Raw genomic sequence first — 19,379 nt, forward strand, 5'->3', positions numbered from 1 at the left:
CATTCTGTCGCTTGCGACGATCGCCGCCCTCGGTGAGCGCCATATAGACCCCACAAAGCAAAACTGTCAACGGGCTTTTGCGTCTAATTTGAATTTTTTTTGACAGACTTCCACAGTTGCCAGGTTTTCCACGGTATACGCTTATATACAGAACTCTGACGCTGCTCCTTATAGATAGGGGCGAGCCACAAACCGGCCTCATTATTGGAATAGCGTCCCGCGAACTGAAAATTGGCTTGCAAACCGCTGTGAATAACGAAAGACGATCCGCTTATCGTTGACTTACGTTGTCGTGGCAGGCAAAACTCAGTTACCCGCTTGAGGGACTTCCATAATAAGGGAAGACACCATACGTCGGACGGCAGCTTTGCTGCTCTCTGAAAAATGATGTTCACGCACCTTTTATAGAGTGCAGCCAGATTTGCAGAAGGGCCTACAAGAGCAGCATGAAAGAAATGGGGCCGAATAATCTCGATCCGGGTGACGAGCCCCCGCTCACAGTAGGCGGCAGGCGGCGACCACCGGATAGGCGTGAAGTTTCTGCCCGCTGGCTTGCTGGTACGTTTCTTACCGGTGTTACATCTTGTATGCTTATTGGTGTCGCGCTGTTCGCGGCACTTGATGGTCGCGAACAATTGGCGACACCACCCGAAATTCTCGCACGCAATGACATGCCGGGTATCGCCAATGATACGAGCGTCACAAAGGGCGCTCGACTTGTAAGCACGATATCAAAGCAGAAGGCCAATGATCGTCGCCGTTTCGATCTCTCGACCATGCAAAAAGTCGGTGAGCGGGAAGTCATTCGCACGCGGCCTTTCGAGCTGGTCAGTATGACGTTGGCCGTAGACCATCCGACAAGCCGAAAATACCCAGCATTTGATGCTATGGCTATCTTCTCGGAAGGCCCGGCAGCGGCGCTACCAGCCGATACCGGGCAGATATATGGAGCGAAGGTTGAAAGCGAAGTCAGCCTACGCGTAGAGGATTTCCCATTAAACAGCGTTGCATTTGATGCATCGAACGACTTGACCGTAGATGAGGTCGAAAAAGTCGTACGCGACACAGGCGTTCTGTTGACTGATGGCGATGTTCAGGTTGCCTCACTGCATTATGTGGATCCGGCCCGCTTTGGTGGCACGGATTCTTCTTTTGCACTGAGCCCTGCTCTTGGCGTGAAGATCACTCAGGAAAATGTGAGCGTCGCACAACGTGCCGACGACGAAGAAACCGGCAGCGGCTTTTCCGAAGAACTGATTCCTTTCCATCAGACGATGGAAATCGACCAGGCATTGGAAAGCGCTGGCTATTCAGGTGAAGACGCCACCAACATGGCGAGCGCACTTACAAAACTGCTCAATTCGCCTCGCCTAAAAGAAGGCAGCGTTCTGCGAATTGGAACAGAAACGCGAGATGATGAAGATCGTATCGTACGTGCTAGCGTTTATCATCGCACCACGCATCTTGTGACCATCGCATTGAATGATCGACAGCAATATGTGCCGTCGGATCAACCGGAAGAAACACCGCTTCTTGCATCCGCTTTTGACGGCGATGCACCGCCAGCTGCGATTCGCGGCAATCTGCCGAGTGTTTATGACGGCATAAGTCGTGCAGCGCTCGCTTATGGCATGACCGAAACCATGCGTGAGCAGCTGGTAAAAATGTTGGCAACCGATGTCGATCTGCAAGCGCGACTCTCACAGAGCGATAAGATCGACGCCTTCTTCTCGTTGCCAGACGACCCAGAGAAGCCAGATGGTGAGTCGCAGCTTCTTTATGTGGCTGCAAACTTCAGCGGGACAACGCGCAAGTTCTATAGGTATCAGGCTCCGGACGGTGCTGTTGATTACTTTAATGAAGACGGTAAGAGCGCAAAGCAGTTCCTGCTTCGCAATCCAGTTCCTAATGGCGTGTTCCGTTCTCCGTTCGGCATGCGGCGCCATCCAATTCTCGGTTATAGCCGTATGCATACGGGCGTCGATTGGGCAGCACCGCGTGGAACCCCCATTATTGCGTCAGGTAATGGCGTTGTTGAGAAGGCCGGATGGACAAACGGCTATGGCAATCAGACTTTGATTCGTCATGCCAATGGGTATGTCAGCAGCTACAGCCACCAGAATGCCATCGCCCGCGGCGTGAGCGCCGGTCAGCGTGTTCGTCAGGGCCAGGTCATCGGTTTTGTCGGATCGACCGGACTGTCGACCGGTCCCCACCTTCACTATGAGCTGATCGTCAACGGAACCAAGGTTGACCCGCTTCGTATCCGCCTGCCCGATAATAAAGCCCTGCAAGGCAAAGAACTTGAAGCTTTCAAGCAGGAACGCGATCGCATCGATACGCTGCTGAATAATGATGATGCAGATACAAAGGTTGCATCGAGCGGATCGACGAAGAGCTAAGGCACTTTCTTCGTCTACAAATTGAGCTACTTTTCGCAAATCAACGGAAAAGCGCGACGCAATTTGAAACTGCGCCGCGCTTTCTTGTATCAGGAGTTTTGCGTGTTCGAAAAGTTATTCCGTGAACTCGACCGTTACGCCCGCTTTCACCAGCTTTGCCAGCTCTTCCGCATCCCAATTGGTCAGGCGCACACAGCCATGGCTGGAGGTCTTACCAATCCGCGAAGGCTCAGGCGTTCCGTGAATACCATAGGTCGGCTTTGACAGTGCGATCCAAACCGTACCAACCGGACCGTTTGGACCAGGTGGAATGGTCAGCACTTTATCATTGCTGCCCTGCTTAAAGTTGATCTTCGGATTGTAGGTATAGTTGGGATTGATCGCGATGCGCTGAACCTGAACAATACCAGATGGCGAAGGCGTATCGGATGAACCGATCGTCGATGGATAGGCAACGACAAGCTTGCCGGTTTCATCATAGCCACGAACCTGCTTGCGGCCCTTATCGGCAATGATACGTGCAACTTTGGAGCGGACAGGCTTGCCAAGATTAGGCACCTTCACAACCGAGCCCGGCTGATTGAAGTTCACACCCGGATTGATTTCTTTGAGATAGGCTTCATCGATGTGAAACTTCTCACCGAGCATTTCGGTCACAGACGTATAGGCCATGGCGGGAAGCTGCGCTTTATGCGCGTAATCGTCCGGAATCGATGCCACATATTGGCGACCGACATCTTCGTTCGTAATCGTATATTCGGTGAAAGCAGCGCCGCCGGTTGCTTCAAGCTCGGCATTGATCCCGGCTTCATCGGTTGGATTGAGGAACTTGCCCGTCATCTCGCCATAAGCTGCAGCGGCCTTATCCACATTGCTGCCCGAACGACCATCAATCACACCCGGAGATGCACCTGCCCGATCAAGCAACACCTGATAGGCTGCAATTTTCTGCTTTGCGCCCTGCCCTTTCGGCATTTCGATAGCTGGCGTCATATCGTCCGTATTTGGCACGGCATGAGGCTGCATCGACGGCTGCTCATAACCGGGATCGCGATTGATGCTGGCAGTCGGTGATTCTGTATCGGGATATTCGGTGCCTGCCGGAGGTAGCTCCGAACGCTGCACCTGTCCGTCACGGTTATTGTCGTAGCCCGGAGCCGAAGGGGCATCCGGATAATAGTTTGGGTCCTCTGGCACATTGCCGAAACCATCATAAGGGGCGCCGCCGCCCACTGGTCCGTCGGACCAGCCGCCATCCTGCTGACCACCACTCGCATAGCGACCGGAATCGCGAGGGTCTTCAACATGCAGGACCCGTCCGCGACGATCGACTGTTATCTGTCGACCATATTCATCCGTGTAAACGCGCACTCCCCGGTCGCGACCACGCTCATGGCCCCAATCGAATAGCTGTGCCAGTTGCATAGGCTGCGAAATACTGGTCGTCGCATCGCGCGTTTGCGCAAAGGCAGAACCGCCTGCTGCAATAATGATTGCAGAACCAAACAATCCGAAGCGAAGCATGCGTAAGAGATGCGACATACAAGAAACCCTGAATTACCTTAGGATAAGGGATGCAACTATATGGTTAACAATTGATTACTCAATAACAGCAAATGCCAGATGAACTGGACATGAAGATGGCCATGAAAGTGGCCGCCTCTGCACAAAAAGAAAAAAAGCGCCGCAATCGGATGAGTGCGGCGCTTTTTACAACAGAGTTTAAGGCTTAGGCCTTTTCGTCTTCCTTCACCGGTTCCCCTTCACCCATTACACGGATAGGGCGAAAGTTAAGCCGGTCCGAACCGGGCAAGATCTTGACGATTGAACCGTCAAGAATATCACCAAGCAGGATGCGTTCGGCCAGCGGGTCCTGAACTTCCTTCTGGATGACGCGCTTCAACGGGCGCGCACCATAAGCCGGATCATAACCTTTGTTTGCCAGCCATTCGCGAGCATCGTCTTCAAGTTCCAGCGAGATTTTGCGATCATGCAGCAGAGCCTGCAGACGCTTCATCTGGATATCGACAATCGAACCCATGTCGTCGCGGCGCAGCCTGTGGAACAGGATGATTTCATCAACGCGGTTCAGGAACTCCGGACGGAACGCAGCCCGCACAACACCCATCACCTCATCACGAACGCTTTCGACATCGTCTTTCTCACCAAGATTGACGAGATATTCAGCACCGAGGTTCGAGGTCATGATGATGACCGTGTTGCGGAAATCGACAGTGCGCCCCTGACCATCGGTCAGACGACCATCATCGAGAACCTGCAACAGCACGTTGAACACATCTGGATGTGCCTTTTCGATCTCATCGAACAGGATCACCTGATATGGCCTGCGCCGCACGGATTCCGTCAGAACGCCGCCTTCCTCATAGCCGACATAGCCGGGAGGTGCGCCAATCAGTCGGCTTACAGAGTGTTTCTCCATAAATTCCGACATATCGATGCGAACCATTGCCGTGTCGTCCTGGAACAGGAACGAAGCCAGCGCCTTGGTAAGCTCGGTCTTGCCCACGCCTGTTGGTCCAAGGAAGATGAACGAGCCAATTGGCCTGTTCGGATCCTGAAGACCTGCGCGGGCACGACGAACGGCCTTGGAAACAGCCTGAACCGCTTCACCCTGACCGACAACCCGCTTTGCAAGTTCGTCTTCCATGCGCAGAAGTTTTTCGCGCTCGCCTTCCAGCATCCGTTCAACCGGAATACCGGTCCAGCGGGAAACAATCTGCCCAACATGGTCAGGCGTCACGGTTTCCTCAAGCAACGAGCCTTTGTTCTCATTGCTTTCAGCGTCACCAAGCTGCTTTTCGAGCTGCGGGATCGTGCCATAGGCAAGTTCGCCCGCCTTCTGGAATTCGCCACCGCGCTGTGCAATCGCCAAAGCGTTGCGTGCTTCTTCAAGCTGACGCTTCAAGTCGGCCGCAAGTCCCAACTTCTGCTTTTCAGCCTGCCATTTCGACGTCAGCTCCGCTGATTCTTCTTCAAGATCAGTCAGTTCCTTTTCAAGACGCTGCAGCCGATCAATTGAAGCAGTGTCGGTTTCGACCTTCAGCGCTTCACGCTCGATTTTAAGCTGCATCACGCGGCGGTCGATTTCGTCGAGCTCTTCAGGCTTCGAATCCACCTGCATACGCAGACGCGATGCGGCCTCATCGACAAGATCAATCGCCTTATCCGGCAAAAACCGATCCGTGATGTAACGGTTAGACAAAGTTGCGGCTGCGACAAGTGCCGAGTCGGAAACCCGTACCTTGTGGTGCTGCTCATACTTTTCCTTCAAACCGCGAAGGATCGAAATCGTGTCTTCCACCGTTGGCTCATCGACGAATACCGGCTGGAAACGACGTGCAAGGGCCGCGTCCTTCTCAACATATTTGCGATATTCCTCAAGTGTGGTCGCACCAACGCAGTGCAGCTCACCGCGAGCCAGCGCAGGCTTGAGCAGGTTCGATGCATCCATTGCACCATCCGACTTACCTGCACCGACGAGCGTATGCATTTCGTCGATGAACAGGATGATCTGGCCAGCGGCCGTCTGCACCTCAGAAAGCACAGCTTTCAGACGTTCTTCAAACTCACCGCGATATTTCGCGCCGGCAATCAGCGCGCCCATATCGAGTGCCATCAGCTGCTTGTCTTTCAGCGATTCCGGCACGTCGCCATTAACAATGCGCAGGGCCAAGCCTTCGGCAATTGCGGTCTTACCAACGCCCGGTTCGCCAATCAGCACCGGATTATTCTTGGTGCGGCGTGACAGAACCTGAATCGTGCGACGAATTTCTTCGTCTCGACCGATGACCGGATCAAGCTTGCCAGCACGCGCATCTTCAGTCAGATCACGCGCATATTTCTTGAGTGCATCGTAATTGCTCTCAGCGGAAGCAGAATCGGCTGTGCGGCCTTTACGCATGTCATTGATGACCTTGTTGAGCGCGGTCGGTGTCACACCGGCAGCAGCAAGAATTTCAGACGTCTTTGCAGATTTCTCGATTGCAAGTGCCGTGAGCAGGCGCTCAACCGTGACAAAGCTGTCGCCAGCCTTGCTCGCAAGCTCTTCGGCAAGGGTGAAAACCTTTGCCAATGGCTGTGCAAGATAAAGCTGATCGTTACCGCCGGTCACTTTCGGCAGTTTTTCCAAAGCTGCCTGCAAACCTATGCGCACATCGGAGATGCGGCCGCCGGCACGCTCGATCAGCGACGCGACAAGCCCCTCATCATCATCGACAAGGACTTTGAGAAGGTGTTCAGGCGTAAACTGCTGATTGCTGGAAGAAAGGGCAAATGTCTGGGCCGACTGGATGAATCCCCGAACCCGTTCGGTGTATTTCTCAATATTCATGATGTCTCCTTTTCCCTCCGACCCATTCTGGCATCGGAAGACTTCTGGTGACGGAGCCCCCGTATTCGGCTGGCTCCTTATCCAAGGAAGCATATGGGAACATCGAGCGGTTTCGGCAAGACCGGAAAGTCAGCTAAAACACAAATAAAAATGGCGAGGAAAACCTCGCCATCTTTTTGAAATCAATCATATTGCTGTTTCAGCAATTATGCATCGGAATCCGCTGTTTCAGCAACTTCATCCTTCGGAACGCGGCGCGGACGACCCGGGCGGCGCGTAGCGCGGACTGGCTTCTCTTCAGGTGCAGCTTCAACCGGTGCTTCTGCTGCGGGAGCAGCTTTTTCAACAACGGGTGCTGATTCTTCTGCAACCTTTGCAGGCTTCTCAGCGCGCGCTGGCTTTTCAGCAACTGGCGCCGGAACCGGTTGTTCGTCGGCAACAGCGGCAACTGGTGCTTCTACAACTGGCTGCTCGGAAGATTCATCTGCATTGAAACGTTCGCGCTGTGGGCGGCGACCGCGACCCAGGCGACGATCACGGTTTTCACGGCCTTCGCGTGGCTGCGAACGGTTATCCTGGCGACTGTCGGAACGATTGTCTGAACGACCCTCATTGCTTTCTTCGCCATAAACAACTTCAGCAGGCGTGCCTTCGATTACCGGCTGTGGACCAGAACCATTGACAGGCTGATGCACCGGAGCAGCAGGCACGAAGCCGCCTTCATCCTCATCACCACCATCGCTGTCGAAGCTTTCTTCGCGCTGATACGGGATATTCTGCTGCGCCATGGCAGCCATGATGATCCGGTTGTAATGTTCTGCGTGCTGAAGATAATTTTCAGCCATGACACGATCGCCAGACGCCTGCGCGTCGCGAGCCAGTGTCGTATATTTTTCTGCAATATGTTGAGCATTGCCGCGGATCTTTACGTCCGGACCATTGCTTTCATAATTACGCGACAGAGGATTGGGGCCCTTGCGGTTATTGTTGTTATTATTGTTATTCCCCCGTCCGCGCATGCGCCTGTTCTGCTGTGCTGGCCTCATCGTCTTCTCTTTTCAGATTAAAGGGCGTCAAATTCCCGTAGCCTAAAGCCACCGGCGTCGCATTATCGAGCCATGGAGGAAGCACACCCTAAAACTTCCCACACATCGAATGGTTCTGAGTTCCGTACTGTCAGAAAGACAACACGAACCTTTCGGATTGGCATTTGCAAGACCTACCCGAAAAGACAAACTCTTCGGAATTATTTTTGAAAGTCGTGCACTTCCGTACAAACCATCCCATGAGAAAAACCCTCACGGGAGCATGACCTAAATTCGTCATGGAGCATTTCCGCCACCGCCCTCAAGCGGGCAAAACCATTCTGGCTCTATACGGTGGCTGGAAACTAAACGGCTTCGCCGCAAATTCCAAGCGCTTTTTTGAGGTCATCGAGCGTTTTTTAGCACTCAGTCCGTCAAATACCCGCAGCAGCTTTATGTATGAAAACCATGGCCCTTCTATGGCCACCGAGATCACTTGCAACATTGGTCAGATGGAAATCAGCGCTTTCAAAAATGGCGCTCACATCGTCAAATTGGCCTGCGCCAATTTCGACGGCAATCATTCCATCATTATATAGGTATGCGCGAGCCTCACTTGCAAGAGCGCGATAAAAATTAAGTCCGTCGTCGCCGCCATCAAGGGCCGCCATCGGATCATGCTCTCGCACTTCCCGCGAAAGATCTTCGATATCCCTGCTTGGAATATAGGGCGGGTTTGAGACAATGAGATGAAACTTGCCGCTCACATTTGCGAACCAGTCACTTTTGAGCGCCGCAAACCTGTGGCTCACACCATTCGCCACCGCATTGATCCGCGCCATTGCCAGTGCGCCATCAGCGACATCAAGCCCAATACCGTTGAGTTTCTCAAACTTATGCAACAGCGAAATCGCGATCGCACCTGTTCCGGTGCCCATATCAAGCAGCAGTGCCTGACCATGCTGCTCAATCAGCTTGTCGAGATAAGGCGAAACCAGTTCGACAAGTGCTTCTGTATCGGGGCGCGGTTCAAGCGTTTCTGGTGAAAGCCGGAATGGCAGACCATAAAACTCGCGCATTCCGATAATGCGATGCACCGGCTCACCCGCTATGCGGCGCTGCAGCGCTTCGTTTAATTGAGCAACCTTATCTTCATCGATAAGCTTTTCCGGCCATGAAATCAGATCAAGCCGCGTTGCACCGGTCGCCCATTCAACAAGCAATTGCGCATCAAGATCGGGTGTGTCAACGGCCCCTTCCCGCAGCCGTGTGCGGGCTTGAGCCATCAGCTGATCGAGGCGCTCGCCACTCACGCGTTTTCGCCCAGTTCCATCAGAAGTGCGGTCTGATGATCTGAAATCAGCGCATCGACCAGCTCATCAAGCTCGCCCATCATCACCCGATCAAGCTTATAAAGCGTCAGGTTGATACGATGGTCAGTCACGCGGCCCTGTGGAAAATTATAGGTGCGTATACGCTCTGAGCGATCACCGGAACCAACCTGGCTGCGGCGTGATTCAGAACGTTCGCTTTCAGCCTTCTGGCGTTCCATATCATAAAGACGCGCGCGCAGGATCTGCATGGCGCGCGCACGGTTCTGGTGCTGCGATTTTTCCGCCTGCACGACCATGATGCCCGTTGGAATATGCGTGATACGCACTGCCGAGTCAGTCGTGTTGACGTGCTGACCACCCGCGCCTGAAGCACGCATCGTATCAATGCGGATATCTTCGTTGCGGATTTCAATATCGATGTCTTCGGCTTCGGGAAGCACGGCAACCGTTGCCGCTGAGGTATGAATACGACCACCCGCTTCGGTTTCCGGTACACGCTGCACGCGATGCACGCCTGATTCGAACTTCAACTTGGAGAAAACACCCTTGCCCGAAACGGTCGCGATGATTTCCTTGTAGCCGCCGGCATCGCCCTCACTCGAAGAGACCAGCTCGACGCGCCAGCCTTTTTCCGACGCAAACCGCTCATACATGCGGAAAAGATCGCCTGCAAAGAGAGCCGCTTCTAACCCGCCCGTACCAGCACGGATTTCAAGGATCGCATTCTTCTCATCAGCTGCATCTTTGGGCAGAAGCAGAATCTGGACTTCCTGCTCAAGACCTTCAATGCGCTTTTCAACGTCAGGCAATTCTTCGACAGCAAGTGCGCGCATTTCAGCGTCGGTTGAAGCATCATCGCGCATCGCAGCCAGATCACGCGCTTCATTACGCGCATCGGTCAGTTCCCGGATTTTTCCGACAACGTCCTGAAGTTCGGAATATTCCGAAGCAAGCTTCACGTAGGTTTCCGAATCCGGATTGTTCGCCATCTGGCTTTCAATCATCGAGAACCGCTTCAAAAGCTGGTCCATTCGGTCCTGTGGCAATGCGATCATTGGTATATCCTGAAAACTTTAATAGCAGCGCGAATAAGCAGTATTGAGCGCCACGCACAAGGCACGGCACCCAAACATTTCATGCAATTTTCTACGCTATAGCGGAATATCGTTGTCTTCGGCAAATTGAAGCAGCAATTCGCGCAGCGAATGTGCGCCATTTGGCTTGTCGAGCTTCTCATTTAACAAGGCATTGAGCTTGCCTGCATCAAGTGCTGCCAGCATCGCCTTGACCGGACCAATGCTCGCAGCCGACATCGAAATCGAGCGGAAGCCGAGGCCGATCAGTGCCATTGCAGTCAATGGACGCCCGGCCATTTCACCGCACAATGTCACCGATTTTCCATGCCGATTGCCAGCAGCCACAATGTGACGCAGCGTGCGCAGGAATGCAGGCGACAACTGATCGAAACGGCCAGAAATCAGCGAATTTCCACGATCAACCGCCATCAGGAACTGGAACAGATCGTTTGAGCCAACTGAGACAAAATCAACAAGCGACATCAGCTCGTCGAGCTGCCACAAAAGCGCAGGCACTTCGATCATCGCGCCGAGCTTGAGATTGAGCGGCAACGTATGCGCAAAGCGCGAAAGATGACGCACTTCGCGATCAATGATCTCACGTGCAGCTTTGACTTCGCTCACTTCCGTTACCATCGGCAGCATAAGCTTAAGCTCACGGCCACCGGCCGCTTTCAAAAGCGCGCGCAGCTGGGTACGCAGCAAACCAGGCCGATCCAACGTCAGACGGATCGCGCGCCAGCCAAGAGCCGGATTTTCTTCCTGACCCATGGTGCGGAAATAAGGAAGAACCTTGTCGCCACCAATATCGAGCGTGCGGAAGGTGACAGGCTTATTGCCAGCAGCCTCGATCACAGAGCGATAAAGACGTTCCTGCTGTTCTGCACGCGGGAAGGTCGACGCCACCATGAACTGCAATTCAGTGCGGAAGAGACCAATGCCAGCAGCACCTGATGCAGCAAGCTGCGGCAAATCAACCAGAAGCCCTGCATTCATAAGCAAGCCGATTTCAACACTATCCTTGGTCAGCGCAGGCTTATCGCGCAATTCGCGATAATGGGCCTGACGACGCGCCCGGAAGCGGACTTTTTCTGCATAAGCGGTTTCCACATCCGACTGTGGACGCAGATGCACAATACCCTCATCACCATCGACGATAGCGGCATCATTGTTTTCCGCCATGGAAACGGCGCCCTTGGCCTGTCCAACCACGGGAATACCCATTGCGCGCGCAACGATAACCACATGGCTGGTGGCTGCACCATCTTCCAGAACCACACCACGCAAGCGCTCACGCGGGTAGTCGAGCAGTTCGGCAGCACCCATGGTGCGGGCTACGATAATGGCATCCTTGGCCAGTGATTCGGCGATAGTCTTCACATCGCGCCCCATCAGCTGACGCAGCAGACGGTTAGCCAGATCATCGAAGTCAGACAGGCGTTCACGCATGTAAGGATCGGTCAGATGCACCATGCGCGCACGCGTGTCGCTCTGCACCTTCTCAACCGCAGCTTCCGCCGTCAAACCGTTATGGATAGCTTCTTCCAGACGACGCACCCAACCACGATCATGTGCGAACATGCGATAGGCTTCGAGCACTTCGCGGTGCTCGCCTTCCACAGCCACATCACGGCGCGAAAGCATGTCGTCAATGGAAATGCGCAGAGATCCGAGCGCCGTTTCCAGCCGGGTCAGTTCAGCCTGACTGTCTTCATTGAAGAGGTTGGTGACAACGATGCGCGGCTCATGCAGCACGACATGACCAAGGCCGATGCCGTCATTGAGCGCATTGCCTGTGACACTCATCGGACGGCCGAGATCCAGTTCGATACCCGGACGGGCCAGACGAAGACCATCGCCAGTGGCGATAATCTCGGCAAGAACCATTGCTGTCGTCTCAAGTGCTTCAACCTCGTCTTCGCGATATGCCCGCTTGGTCTGATTCTGGACAACAAGAACGCCCAAAGTGCGGCCAGCGCGAAGAACAGGAACACCGAGGAATGAATTATAGGCTTCTTCACCCGTTTCAGGCAGATAGGCGAAGGCTGGATGGCTTTGCGCATCGGTCAGGTTCAAAGGGCGTGCGCTCGCGGCAATCGTACCGACGAGGCCTTGCCCCAGACGCAGCTGGGCCAGGTGAACAGACTGTGGATTAAGACCCTCGGTCGCGTAAAGTTCAAGCACGCCATCAGCACGAAGAATGTAGAAGGAGCAAACTTCCGCGACCATATTTTGCGCGATTTCACGGACGATCCGGTCAAGGCGTTCCTGCGGCTCCAATGGTTCCGCCATCAATTCGCGCAACCGCTTCAGCAGCACGCGGGGACCGGTTGTCAGATCACGCATGATCGTCGGAGGCTCCTCATTTGGTACAGGCTCAGCCTTGTCGCAAAGCCGATTCCCTTTACCCGCCTGCGAAGCGTTACGCCAAATCCTTTTTGAGCATTTTTGACACGCGCGTCTAGTCTAATCGTCAGAAAATCTGACAACTTATATAATAAGCAAATGCCGCCCACTATTTCTAGCGGGCGGCATTGTTCCAAAATGGACCGGACAGAGCCGGCTAATAATCTGTCTATCGACCGATTACTTATCGAGACCGTAAACGCCGTGCAGCGTGCGGACAGCGAGTTCCGCATAAGGCCCGTCAATCAGGATGGAAATCTTGATTTCCGACGTGGTGATCGCGCGAATGTTGATGCCTTTTTCAGCTAATGCCTTGAAGGCGGTGGCGGCAACACCAGCATGGCTGCGCATGCCGATACCGATCACGGAAATCTTGGCAAGACCCGTTTCAGACTGGATATTGTCCGAGCCGATTTCACCCTTCACTTTATCGAGAACACGCAGTGCCTTGTCGATATCGCCGGTCGGGATCGTGAAGGTCATGTCGGTTTTCGAGCCGTCTTCCGACACATTCTGGACGATCATATCGACATTGATGTGCTCTTCGGCCAGAGGGCCGAAAATTGCTGCCGAGATACCTGGCCGGTCGGCCACGCGTCGGAGCGAAATCTGAGCTTCATCCTTCGCATAAGCGATACCAGTGACGACCTGCTGTTCCACGATTTCATCCTCGTCGCAAATGAGTGTTCCGGGCGGATTGATCGGATCATCCATGCCCGGTGCATTGGGGTCCGTAAAACTTGAGCGCACGAAGGTGCGAACTTTGTGTACCATGGCAAGCTCGACCGAGCGCACCTGCAGAACCTTGGCACCAAGCGAAGCCATTTCCAGCATTTCTTCAAATGTAATGCGGGAAAGGCGCTTTGCCTTGGGTTCAATACGTGGATCAGTCGTGTAAACACCATCGACATCGGTATAGATGTCGCAACGGTCAGCCTTAACGCCTGCTGCAATGGCAACAGCCGATGTATCCGAACCACCACGGCCAAGCGTTGCGATGCGATTATCAGGACCGATGCCCTGGAAACCAGCAACAACGGCAACCTGCCCCATTTCCATGCGGCGGATGATTTCTGATCCGTCGATTTCCTGAATGCGCGCTGCGCCATGCGCATTGTCGGTCTTGATCGGTATCTGCCAGCCCTGCCACGAACGCGCGTCAACGCCAATGGACTGCAGCGCGATGGCCAGAAGGCCGCTCGTTACCTGCTCGCCAGAAGCAACAATCGCGTCATATTCGCGTGCATCGTAAAAAGGTGACGTGCCACCGGCAACCTTGGGCATGTTCTGCACCCAGTTGACCAGTTCGTTCGTCTTGCCCGACATTGCGGAGACGACAACGGCAACCTGATTGCCCGCATCGACTTCACGTTTGACGTGGCGCGCCACATTAGAGATGCGTTCCAGATCGGCCACAGAAGTGCCGCCGAATTTCATCACGATGCGCGCCATTTAAGGATACGTCCCGTCTTTTGAAAAATTACACTAACGCCTGCCGAAACATTATTTTCTTGCGACAGACAAACCCGGGGTCACATAGCTAAAATGTCGCGCTTCCGCAAGGGTGTGATTCCCGTGAAACAATAATCAACGCTTCGGATTCTGGAATTTGATTTGATCCTTGACTTTAGAGCGCTACCTTGAGAGCAGGATTGCACGCGCTTCCGCAGGAGAATGATATGACCGAGACTGCCCGCACCACGATCGATGCTTCCGAAATCGAGCATTTTTCGCGCATCGCTGCGCAATGGTGGGACCCGCAGGGCAAGTTCCGTCCGCTCCATAAATTCAATCCGACGCGCCTTGCCTATATCAAGGAAAAGGTCTGCGAAAAACTCAACCGCGACCCGAACAGCCCGCGCCCGTTTGAAGGTCTGCGCTTTCTCGATATCGGTTGCGGCGGCGGCCTGTTGTGCGAGCCGATGTCGCGTCTGGGTGCGACGGTGATCGGCGCAGATGCATCCGAAACCAATATCGAAGTCGCAAAAATCCATGCAGCCCAAAGCGGTGTCGAAGTCGATTATCGCGCGACCACTGCTGAAGCTCTGGCCGAAGCTGGCGAGAAATTCGATGTCGTGCTCAACATGGAAGTGGTTGAGCACGTCTCTGACGTCGATCTGTTCATGTCCGCGACCAGCGAAATGGTGAAGCCGGGTGGCCTGATGTTTGTCGCCACCATCAACCGCACGCTCAAAGCTTATGGCCTCGCGATCATCGGAGCGGAATATGTGCTGCGCTGGCTGCCGCGCGGCACACATCAATATGAAAAGCTGGTACGCCCGGAAGAGCTCGAAGCAGCACTTTCCAAAGCCGGTCTCAATCTCATCGACAAATTGGGCGTAACCTACAATCCGCTCGCTGATAGCTGGAGCCGTTCACGCGATACCGATGTGAACTACATGGTTCTCGCAGAACGTCCTCAATAATTAGCTAATCAACGTTTTTGGGCTTTTGTCGTCAGCGCCACACCGATGGCGATGACGACAGCGCCGATCCATGTGAGCGGTGGATAGTTTTCACCCAAGAATAACGTGCCGGAAATCAGCCCCAGCGCTGCTGCCACATAACCGATCTGGCTGAGATAGACCGGACCACCAACGGCCTGCAGACGGAAAAACAAGGCAAACATGCCAGCTGACGCAATGGCCTGAGCAACTGCCGTTATCGGCGCGAGCGCCAGTGTCTCAATCGGGAAGTTGCCATTAAATACAAAAATCCCGATCAACAGCATCACGGCTGCAGCCAAGTGACTTCCCGCCGCAAGCTCGGTCGGATCAGCATTCTTCGGCCAGTCGAGAGTGCGATAGACATTCCCCATCGCAAGAAAAACCGGAATGAGAAGTGCAAGCCCGATCCATAGAGGATCGGCTGGCTTGCCAACCTCGCCACGCGTCATTGCAACCATAATTGCGCCGATGAAGCCCACGATAATGCCCGCGATACCCAGACCATTCGGTCGACGAAGACCAAACCCCATCGAAATGAGCAGCGTCATGACAGGCGACAGGGTGTACATGATACCAGTGAAACCCGCACCGAGCCGCGGGATCGCAGACAGGATCAGGAGATTGGGTAGCGCATAGGAAATCGCGGCAGTGCAAATATAATAACGCAGCCTGCCACCAGAAAATCCAACCCGCTTTTTGCTCACAAGCAAAACCAGAAGCAGAATAATCCCCGCACTGGCTGAAAACAGGAATGTCCACATTGCCGGCGGAACACCTGCTTCGGCAGCGATCTTCCCCAGCGGCAGAATAAGCCCCAGCAGTATGCCCGTCGCTATTAGCAGGAAAGGCGCGGAATCCATCAGTTTCATGCGCCTTGTCCCCTTACGCAATCAAAAATCGTTAAATGTCAGTTCTTGTCTTCCGGGAAAACAGGCAAAGGCATCACATCAACGCCGTCTTCGATGAGTGAGTGAACATCTTCCTTGGACGCTTTGCCGTAAATGCCCCGCGCTTCAGTCTCACCAAAGTGGATCTTGCGCGCTTCTTCGGCAAACTGATCGCCAACATAATCCGCGTTTTCGCGGACCTTGCGGCTGAGTTCGCGCATTTGCTCCAACACCTGCTTCTGCGCCTGATCCATGGCAATCGCCACCTGCTCTTTCGAGCGACTGGTGGAGACGGCAGGTGCCATCAGCGACTTCTGGATTTCCGGCGAGTTGCAGACAGGGCAAGAGACGAGTTTCCGCTCCGACTGCCGATCAAAATCGGCATTGTCGCGAAACCAGCCTTCAAATTCATGGCCGTGATCGCAATGAAGCGAAAAGCGGATCATAGATTATGCGTCCTGTTTCTCTTGGGTGACCTTCACCGAAAACTCACGCGCATTCTTGAGGTTCGGCACTTTCGCACGCGCAGCAGTGCTTTCGCTGACGTCAATATCCGCAACGATTACACCCGGCTCATCATGCGCCGCTTCCGCCAGAACCTTGCCCCATGGCGAAACGATCAGCGAATGACCATAAGTCTCGCGACCATCTTCATGCACACCGCCCTGAGCTGCAGAAATCAGGAATGCACCATTTTCAATCGCACGCGCACGCTGCAAAACATGCCAATGCGCTTCACCCGTCTGGCGTGTGAAAGCAGCTGGTCCGGTAATCACATTGGCGCCCGCCAGCGCCTGTGCGCGAAACAGTTGCGGGAAACGAATATCGTAGCAGACCGCCATGCCAACTTTGGCAAAAGGCAATTCGGCAATCACCGTTTCCTTGCCCGGCTCATAGGTTGCCGATTCGCGCCAGCTTTCGCCGTTGTCAAGATCGACATCAAACATATGAACCTTGTCATAGGTCGCAATCTTCTCACCAGAAGGCGCAAAGATACCGCCACGATTGGCAATCTTACCGTCACCGGCTGCAATAGCCGTTGACCCAATATGCAGGAATATGCCGTGCTTCTTTGCAAGTGCCGATGCTGCCTTGAAAACAAGGTCTTCATTTTCATCGCGCAGACTTGCAAAAAGCGCTGCACGATCGCGCATCAGCGCTCCGGTCATTTCAGGGGTTTGCACATATTGAGCACCCTTTGCCACAGCATCGGAAACCAGTTTTTCCATCGCTTCAACATTGCGGGCCACATCGGTGCCCGAACGCATCTGAACGGCAGCGGCGCGAAAAGTGCTCATAGGTGTCTCCCCCATCATGATGTTAGTTCAGTTCGCCGGTCGCAAGCAGGCCATCAAGCTTGCCAGCATTGTCGAGAGCAAAGAGATCGTCGCAACCGCCAACATGCACAGAACCGACAAAAATCTGCGGGAAGGTATTGCGGCCTGAACGCGCCTGCATTTCTGCACGCAGTTCAGGTGTAGCGCCTGCATTGATTTCGTTGAACTCAACGCCCTTATTCTTCAAAAGGCCAACTGCGCGCGTGCAGTAAGGGCAGCCAGGGCGAGTATAGATGGTGACGTCAGTCATATAAAACTCCATTCGTTGGCCTCTATATAAGTGGCAAAACAACGATCTGGAAGCCCCTCATGTGTTCACTAATCCGGCAGAACCCGGCTGAATGTCAGCACATCCACGCTTTTTGCACCACCGCGCAGCAGCGCTCGTGTGGCAGCCTTCACCGTTGATCCCGTCGTATAAACATCATCGATCAGCAACACGCGCCGCCCGCGCACATGAATGTCATGCTCCTTTGGCACCCGGAAGGCGCCATCGACATTCCGCTTGCGCTCTTTCAAACCTAGCCCGATCTGCTGATTGGTACGCCGAATACGCTTAACCGCCTGTGGTGCAAAAGGCTTTCCGCTGAGCTGCGCCAATGCACGCGCCAGCTCTGCCGACTGATTAAACCGACGCGACCAAAAGCGCCATTTGTGCAAGGGTACGGGCAAAATAACATCGCACTCATCCAGCAACTCGCGTCCGGCGCGTTGCATCCAGCGCGCCATCCACGGCGCAAGATCGGTTCGATCATGAAACTTGAGTGCTACAGCCATGCGCTGTGCAGCGCCCCTATGCAACACAGCTGAGCGCAGGCGGCGAAATGGCGGTGGATCGGCGATTGCTTCAGCGCTCATGAAATTCTCGCCAAAATCATGATTGAACGGAATGCCAAGCACCGGACAATAAGGCTTTTCGATAAAGCGCAGCTGCGACCAGCAATGCGGACAAAGCGTCCCGGGTTCGGAAACATGTATGCGGCAACCGATACAGCTCGCTGGAAACAGAATATCGGCAGACATGCGCAAGCCGCTGCGAACAACGCCAAGCACCCCCGATTTAAGCCTGAACAACAAGCTTTGATGCGACCTGTCGTCATCAACCATTGCATTCGCCCCCGTTCGAATGCATCTACGCTCCTATCTATATTACTGACGCATATCCGAAAGAGAAGACGGAATCGCAATGGCTGCCCAATCGTCTGAAAATGCGATTTTTGATCGCGACCTCCAGCTGGCGTTCCGCCGCCGTGCCTTCAGACGTGCGGTGTCCGGTGCGGACTTTTTGCTGCGCAGAGTAGCGGACGATCTGGAAGACAGGCTTGATGCTGTCGAGCGTCACTTCTCCGTGGCGATTGACCTTGCAGGCCATAATGGTCTTGCAGCAGCTGCCATTACACGGTCAGGCAAAGCGGACATTGTTTTGCGCATCGAACGCGATGCAGCTTTTCTCGACGGCCCCTTCCCAGCAATTGTCGCCGATGAAGAAGCCTTGCCGCTCAAACCTCAGAGCACCGATCTCATCGTTTCGCTGCTGTCACTGCATTCGACCAATGATACCCCGGGCGCAATGATACAGATTGCCCGTGCGCTGAAGCCTGACGGGCTGTTTCTCGCGGCGCTCAGCGGCAACGGGACTTTGGGCGAGCTGCGCGAAAGTCTTTTACAGGCTGAAATCGAGCTGACGGGTGGTGCTTCGCCGCGCATTTTCCCTTTCGCGGATGTTCGCGATGTCGGCGGTCTTCTGCAAAGAGCAGGTTTTGCACTTCCGGTGACGGACGTTGATAACGTTACGGTGCGTTATGATAGCATTTTCAATTTGATGGCCGATCTGCGCGCCATGGGTATGCAGAATGTGTTGCGTGATCGTTCACGCAAGCCGGTTTCAAAGAAGCTTTTCTTACGTGCAGCCGAAATCTATGCCGAACGGTTCAGCGATCCGGATGGCCGCATCCGCGCAACTTTCTCGACAATCTGGCTGTCGGGCTGGGCACCGCATGAATCACAACAAAAGCCACTGAAGCCTGGCTCTGCCAAGGCCTCACTGGCTGACGCACTTAAGAACGTCGAATAGAGTGGTTCCAGCAAAAGTGTGATGCAGTTTTGTGTTCGGG

General features: G+C 54.1%; 15 protein-coding genes. 3 read left to right on the plus strand and 12 right to left on the minus strand.

Annotated elements, in window-relative coordinates; translation table 11 throughout:
• Window positions 1–446: 446 nt before the first annotated feature.
• Window positions 447–2,402, plus strand: coding sequence for a M23 family metallopeptidase (locus RT142_RS16705; RefSeq protein WP_007871964.1), 1,956 nt, complete (start codon window positions 447–449; stop codon window positions 2,400–2,402).
• Window positions 2,403–2,516: 114 nt separating this feature from the next.
• Here RT142_RS16705 and RT142_RS16710 read toward each other — a convergent pair whose 3' ends face one another.
• The 7 genes from RT142_RS16710 to RT142_RS16740 all read right to left on the minus strand — a co-directional run bounded on the left by RT142_RS16710 (window position 2,517) and on the right by RT142_RS16740 (window position 14,046).
• The gene (locus tag RT142_RS16710) at window positions 2,517–3,926 is read right to left on the minus strand and encodes a L,D-transpeptidase (protein WP_409558588.1); all 1,410 of its coding nucleotides are present in this window, start codon (window positions 3,924–3,926) and stop codon (window positions 2,517–2,519) included.
• A gap of 205 nt (window positions 3,927–4,131) precedes the next feature.
• On the minus strand, window positions 4,132–6,753 hold the full coding sequence (gene clpB / locus RT142_RS16715; protein ID WP_079212353.1) for an ATP-dependent chaperone ClpB: 2,622 nt from the start codon (window positions 6,751–6,753) through the stop codon (window positions 4,132–4,134).
• A gap of 206 nt (window positions 6,754–6,959) precedes the next feature.
• Entirely contained in the window at window positions 6,960–7,799 is an 840-nt protein-coding gene (locus RT142_RS16720; protein ID WP_039859322.1) for a DUF4167 domain-containing protein, read from the minus strand.
• Between the two features lie 413 nt (window positions 7,800–8,212).
• Window positions 8,213–9,064, minus strand: a complete 852-nt coding sequence (gene prmC, locus RT142_RS16725) for a peptide chain release factor N(5)-glutamine methyltransferase (RefSeq protein WP_112804464.1) — start codon at window positions 9,062–9,064, stop codon at window positions 8,213–8,215.
• A 23-nt stretch (window positions 9,065–9,087) separates the two neighbouring features.
• Window positions 9,088–10,167 (minus strand): peptide chain release factor 1, encoded by a 1,080-nt coding sequence (gene prfA, locus RT142_RS16730; protein ID WP_064322115.1) that lies wholly within the window; start codon window positions 10,165–10,167, stop codon window positions 9,088–9,090.
• Between the two features lie 96 nt (window positions 10,168–10,263).
• Window positions 10,264–12,534 carry a phosphoenolpyruvate--protein phosphotransferase gene (ptsP, locus tag RT142_RS16735; RefSeq protein ID WP_112804461.1) on the minus strand — a complete coding sequence of 757 codons (2,271 nt, stop codon included), beginning with the start codon at window positions 12,532–12,534 and terminating at the stop codon, window positions 10,264–10,266.
• A 240-nt stretch (window positions 12,535–12,774) separates the two neighbouring features.
• On the minus strand, window positions 12,775–14,046 hold the full coding sequence (locus RT142_RS16740; protein WP_007871981.1) for an aspartate kinase: 1,272 nt from the start codon (window positions 14,044–14,046) through the stop codon (window positions 12,775–12,777).
• Between the two features lie 227 nt (window positions 14,047–14,273).
• Between RT142_RS16740 and ubiG the strand changes: the two genes are divergently transcribed.
• The gene (gene ubiG, locus RT142_RS16745) at window positions 14,274–15,020 is read left to right on the plus strand and encodes a bifunctional 2-polyprenyl-6-hydroxyphenol methylase/3-demethylubiquinol 3-O-methyltransferase UbiG (RefSeq protein WP_113488010.1); all 747 of its coding nucleotides are present in this window, start codon (window positions 14,274–14,276) and stop codon (window positions 15,018–15,020) included.
• 8 nt (window positions 15,021–15,028) lie between these two features.
• On the opposite strand, the gene RT142_RS16750 is transcribed toward ubiG, so the two are convergent.
• The 5 genes from RT142_RS16750 to RT142_RS16770 all read right to left on the minus strand — a co-directional run bounded on the left by RT142_RS16750 (window position 15,029) and on the right by RT142_RS16770 (window position 18,372).
• Window positions 15,029–15,910, minus strand: coding sequence for a DMT family transporter (locus RT142_RS16750; protein WP_112804459.1), 882 nt, complete (start codon window positions 15,908–15,910; stop codon window positions 15,029–15,031).
• Between the two features lie 38 nt (window positions 15,911–15,948).
• The gene (locus tag RT142_RS16755; RefSeq protein ID WP_079212360.1) at window positions 15,949–16,374 is read right to left on the minus strand and encodes a DUF1178 family protein; all 426 of its coding nucleotides are present in this window, start codon (window positions 16,372–16,374) and stop codon (window positions 15,949–15,951) included.
• Between the two features lie 3 nt (window positions 16,375–16,377).
• On the minus strand, window positions 16,378–17,226 hold the full coding sequence (locus tag RT142_RS16760; protein ID WP_007871993.1) for a carbon-nitrogen hydrolase family protein: 849 nt from the start codon (window positions 17,224–17,226) through the stop codon (window positions 16,378–16,380).
• A 22-nt stretch (window positions 17,227–17,248) separates the two neighbouring features.
• Window positions 17,249–17,515 (minus strand): glutaredoxin 3, encoded by a 267-nt coding sequence (grxC, locus tag RT142_RS16765; protein WP_007871996.1) that lies wholly within the window; start codon window positions 17,513–17,515, stop codon window positions 17,249–17,251.
• Window positions 17,516–17,583: 68 nt separating this feature from the next.
• Window positions 17,584–18,372 carry a ComF family protein gene (locus RT142_RS16770; protein WP_105518977.1) on the minus strand — a complete coding sequence of 263 codons (789 nt, stop codon included), beginning with the start codon at window positions 18,370–18,372 and terminating at the stop codon, window positions 17,584–17,586.
• A 79-nt stretch (window positions 18,373–18,451) separates the two neighbouring features.
• Between RT142_RS16770 and RT142_RS16775 the strand changes: the two genes are divergently transcribed.
• Window positions 18,452–19,339 carry a methyltransferase domain-containing protein gene (locus tag RT142_RS16775; RefSeq protein WP_313030092.1) on the plus strand — a complete coding sequence of 296 codons (888 nt, stop codon included), beginning with the start codon at window positions 18,452–18,454 and terminating at the stop codon, window positions 19,337–19,339.
• The last annotated feature ends 40 nt before the right edge of the window (window positions 19,340–19,379 follow it).

It is taken from the genome of Brucella sp., assembly GCF_032066345.1.
In the GTDB taxonomy this organism is placed as follows: domain Bacteria; phylum Pseudomonadota; class Alphaproteobacteria; order Rhizobiales; family Rhizobiaceae; genus Brucella; species Brucella pseudogrignonensis.

Excerpts from the sequence above, each read along its gene's own strand:
- RT142_RS16705 (WP_007871964.1), top strand. The coding sequence starts at position 447 with ATGAAAGAAATGGGGCCGAATAATCTCGATCCGGGTGACGAGCCCCCG.
- RT142_RS16710 (WP_409558588.1), bottom strand. The coding sequence starts at position 3,926 with ATGCTTCGCTTCGGATTGTTTGGTTCTGCAATCATTATTGCAGCAGGC.
- clpB (WP_079212353.1), bottom strand. The coding sequence starts at position 6,753 with ATGAATATTGAGAAATACACCGAACGGGTTCGGGGATTCATCCAGTCG.
- RT142_RS16720 (WP_039859322.1), bottom strand. The coding sequence starts at position 7,799 with ATGAGGCCAGCACAGCAGAACAGGCGCATGCGCGGACGGGGGAATAAC.
- prmC (WP_112804464.1), bottom strand. The coding sequence starts at position 9,064 with ATGGCTCAAGCCCGCACACGGCTGCGGGAAGGGGCCGTTGACACACCC.
- prfA (WP_064322115.1), bottom strand. The coding sequence starts at position 10,167 with ATGATCGCATTGCCACAGGACCGAATGGACCAGCTTTTGAAGCGGTTC.
- ptsP (WP_112804461.1), bottom strand. The coding sequence starts at position 12,534 with ATGCGTGATCTGACAACCGGTCCCCGCGTGCTGCTGAAGCGGTTGCGC.
- RT142_RS16740 (WP_007871981.1), bottom strand. The coding sequence starts at position 14,046 with ATGGCGCGCATCGTGATGAAATTCGGCGGCACTTCTGTGGCCGATCTG.
- ubiG (WP_113488010.1), top strand. The coding sequence starts at position 14,274 with ATGACCGAGACTGCCCGCACCACGATCGATGCTTCCGAAATCGAGCAT.
- RT142_RS16750 (WP_112804459.1), bottom strand. The coding sequence starts at position 15,910 with ATGAAACTGATGGATTCCGCGCCTTTCCTGCTAATAGCGACGGGCATA.
- RT142_RS16755 (WP_079212360.1), bottom strand. The coding sequence starts at position 16,374 with ATGATCCGCTTTTCGCTTCATTGCGATCACGGCCATGAATTTGAAGGC.
- RT142_RS16760 (WP_007871993.1), bottom strand. The coding sequence starts at position 17,226 with ATGAGCACTTTTCGCGCCGCTGCCGTTCAGATGCGTTCGGGCACCGAT.
- grxC (WP_007871996.1), bottom strand. The coding sequence starts at position 17,515 with ATGACTGACGTCACCATCTATACTCGCCCTGGCTGCCCTTACTGCACG.
- RT142_RS16770 (WP_105518977.1), bottom strand. The coding sequence starts at position 18,372 with ATGGTTGATGACGACAGGTCGCATCAAAGCTTGTTGTTCAGGCTTAAA.
- RT142_RS16775 (WP_313030092.1), top strand. The coding sequence starts at position 18,452 with ATGGCTGCCCAATCGTCTGAAAATGCGATTTTTGATCGCGACCTCCAG.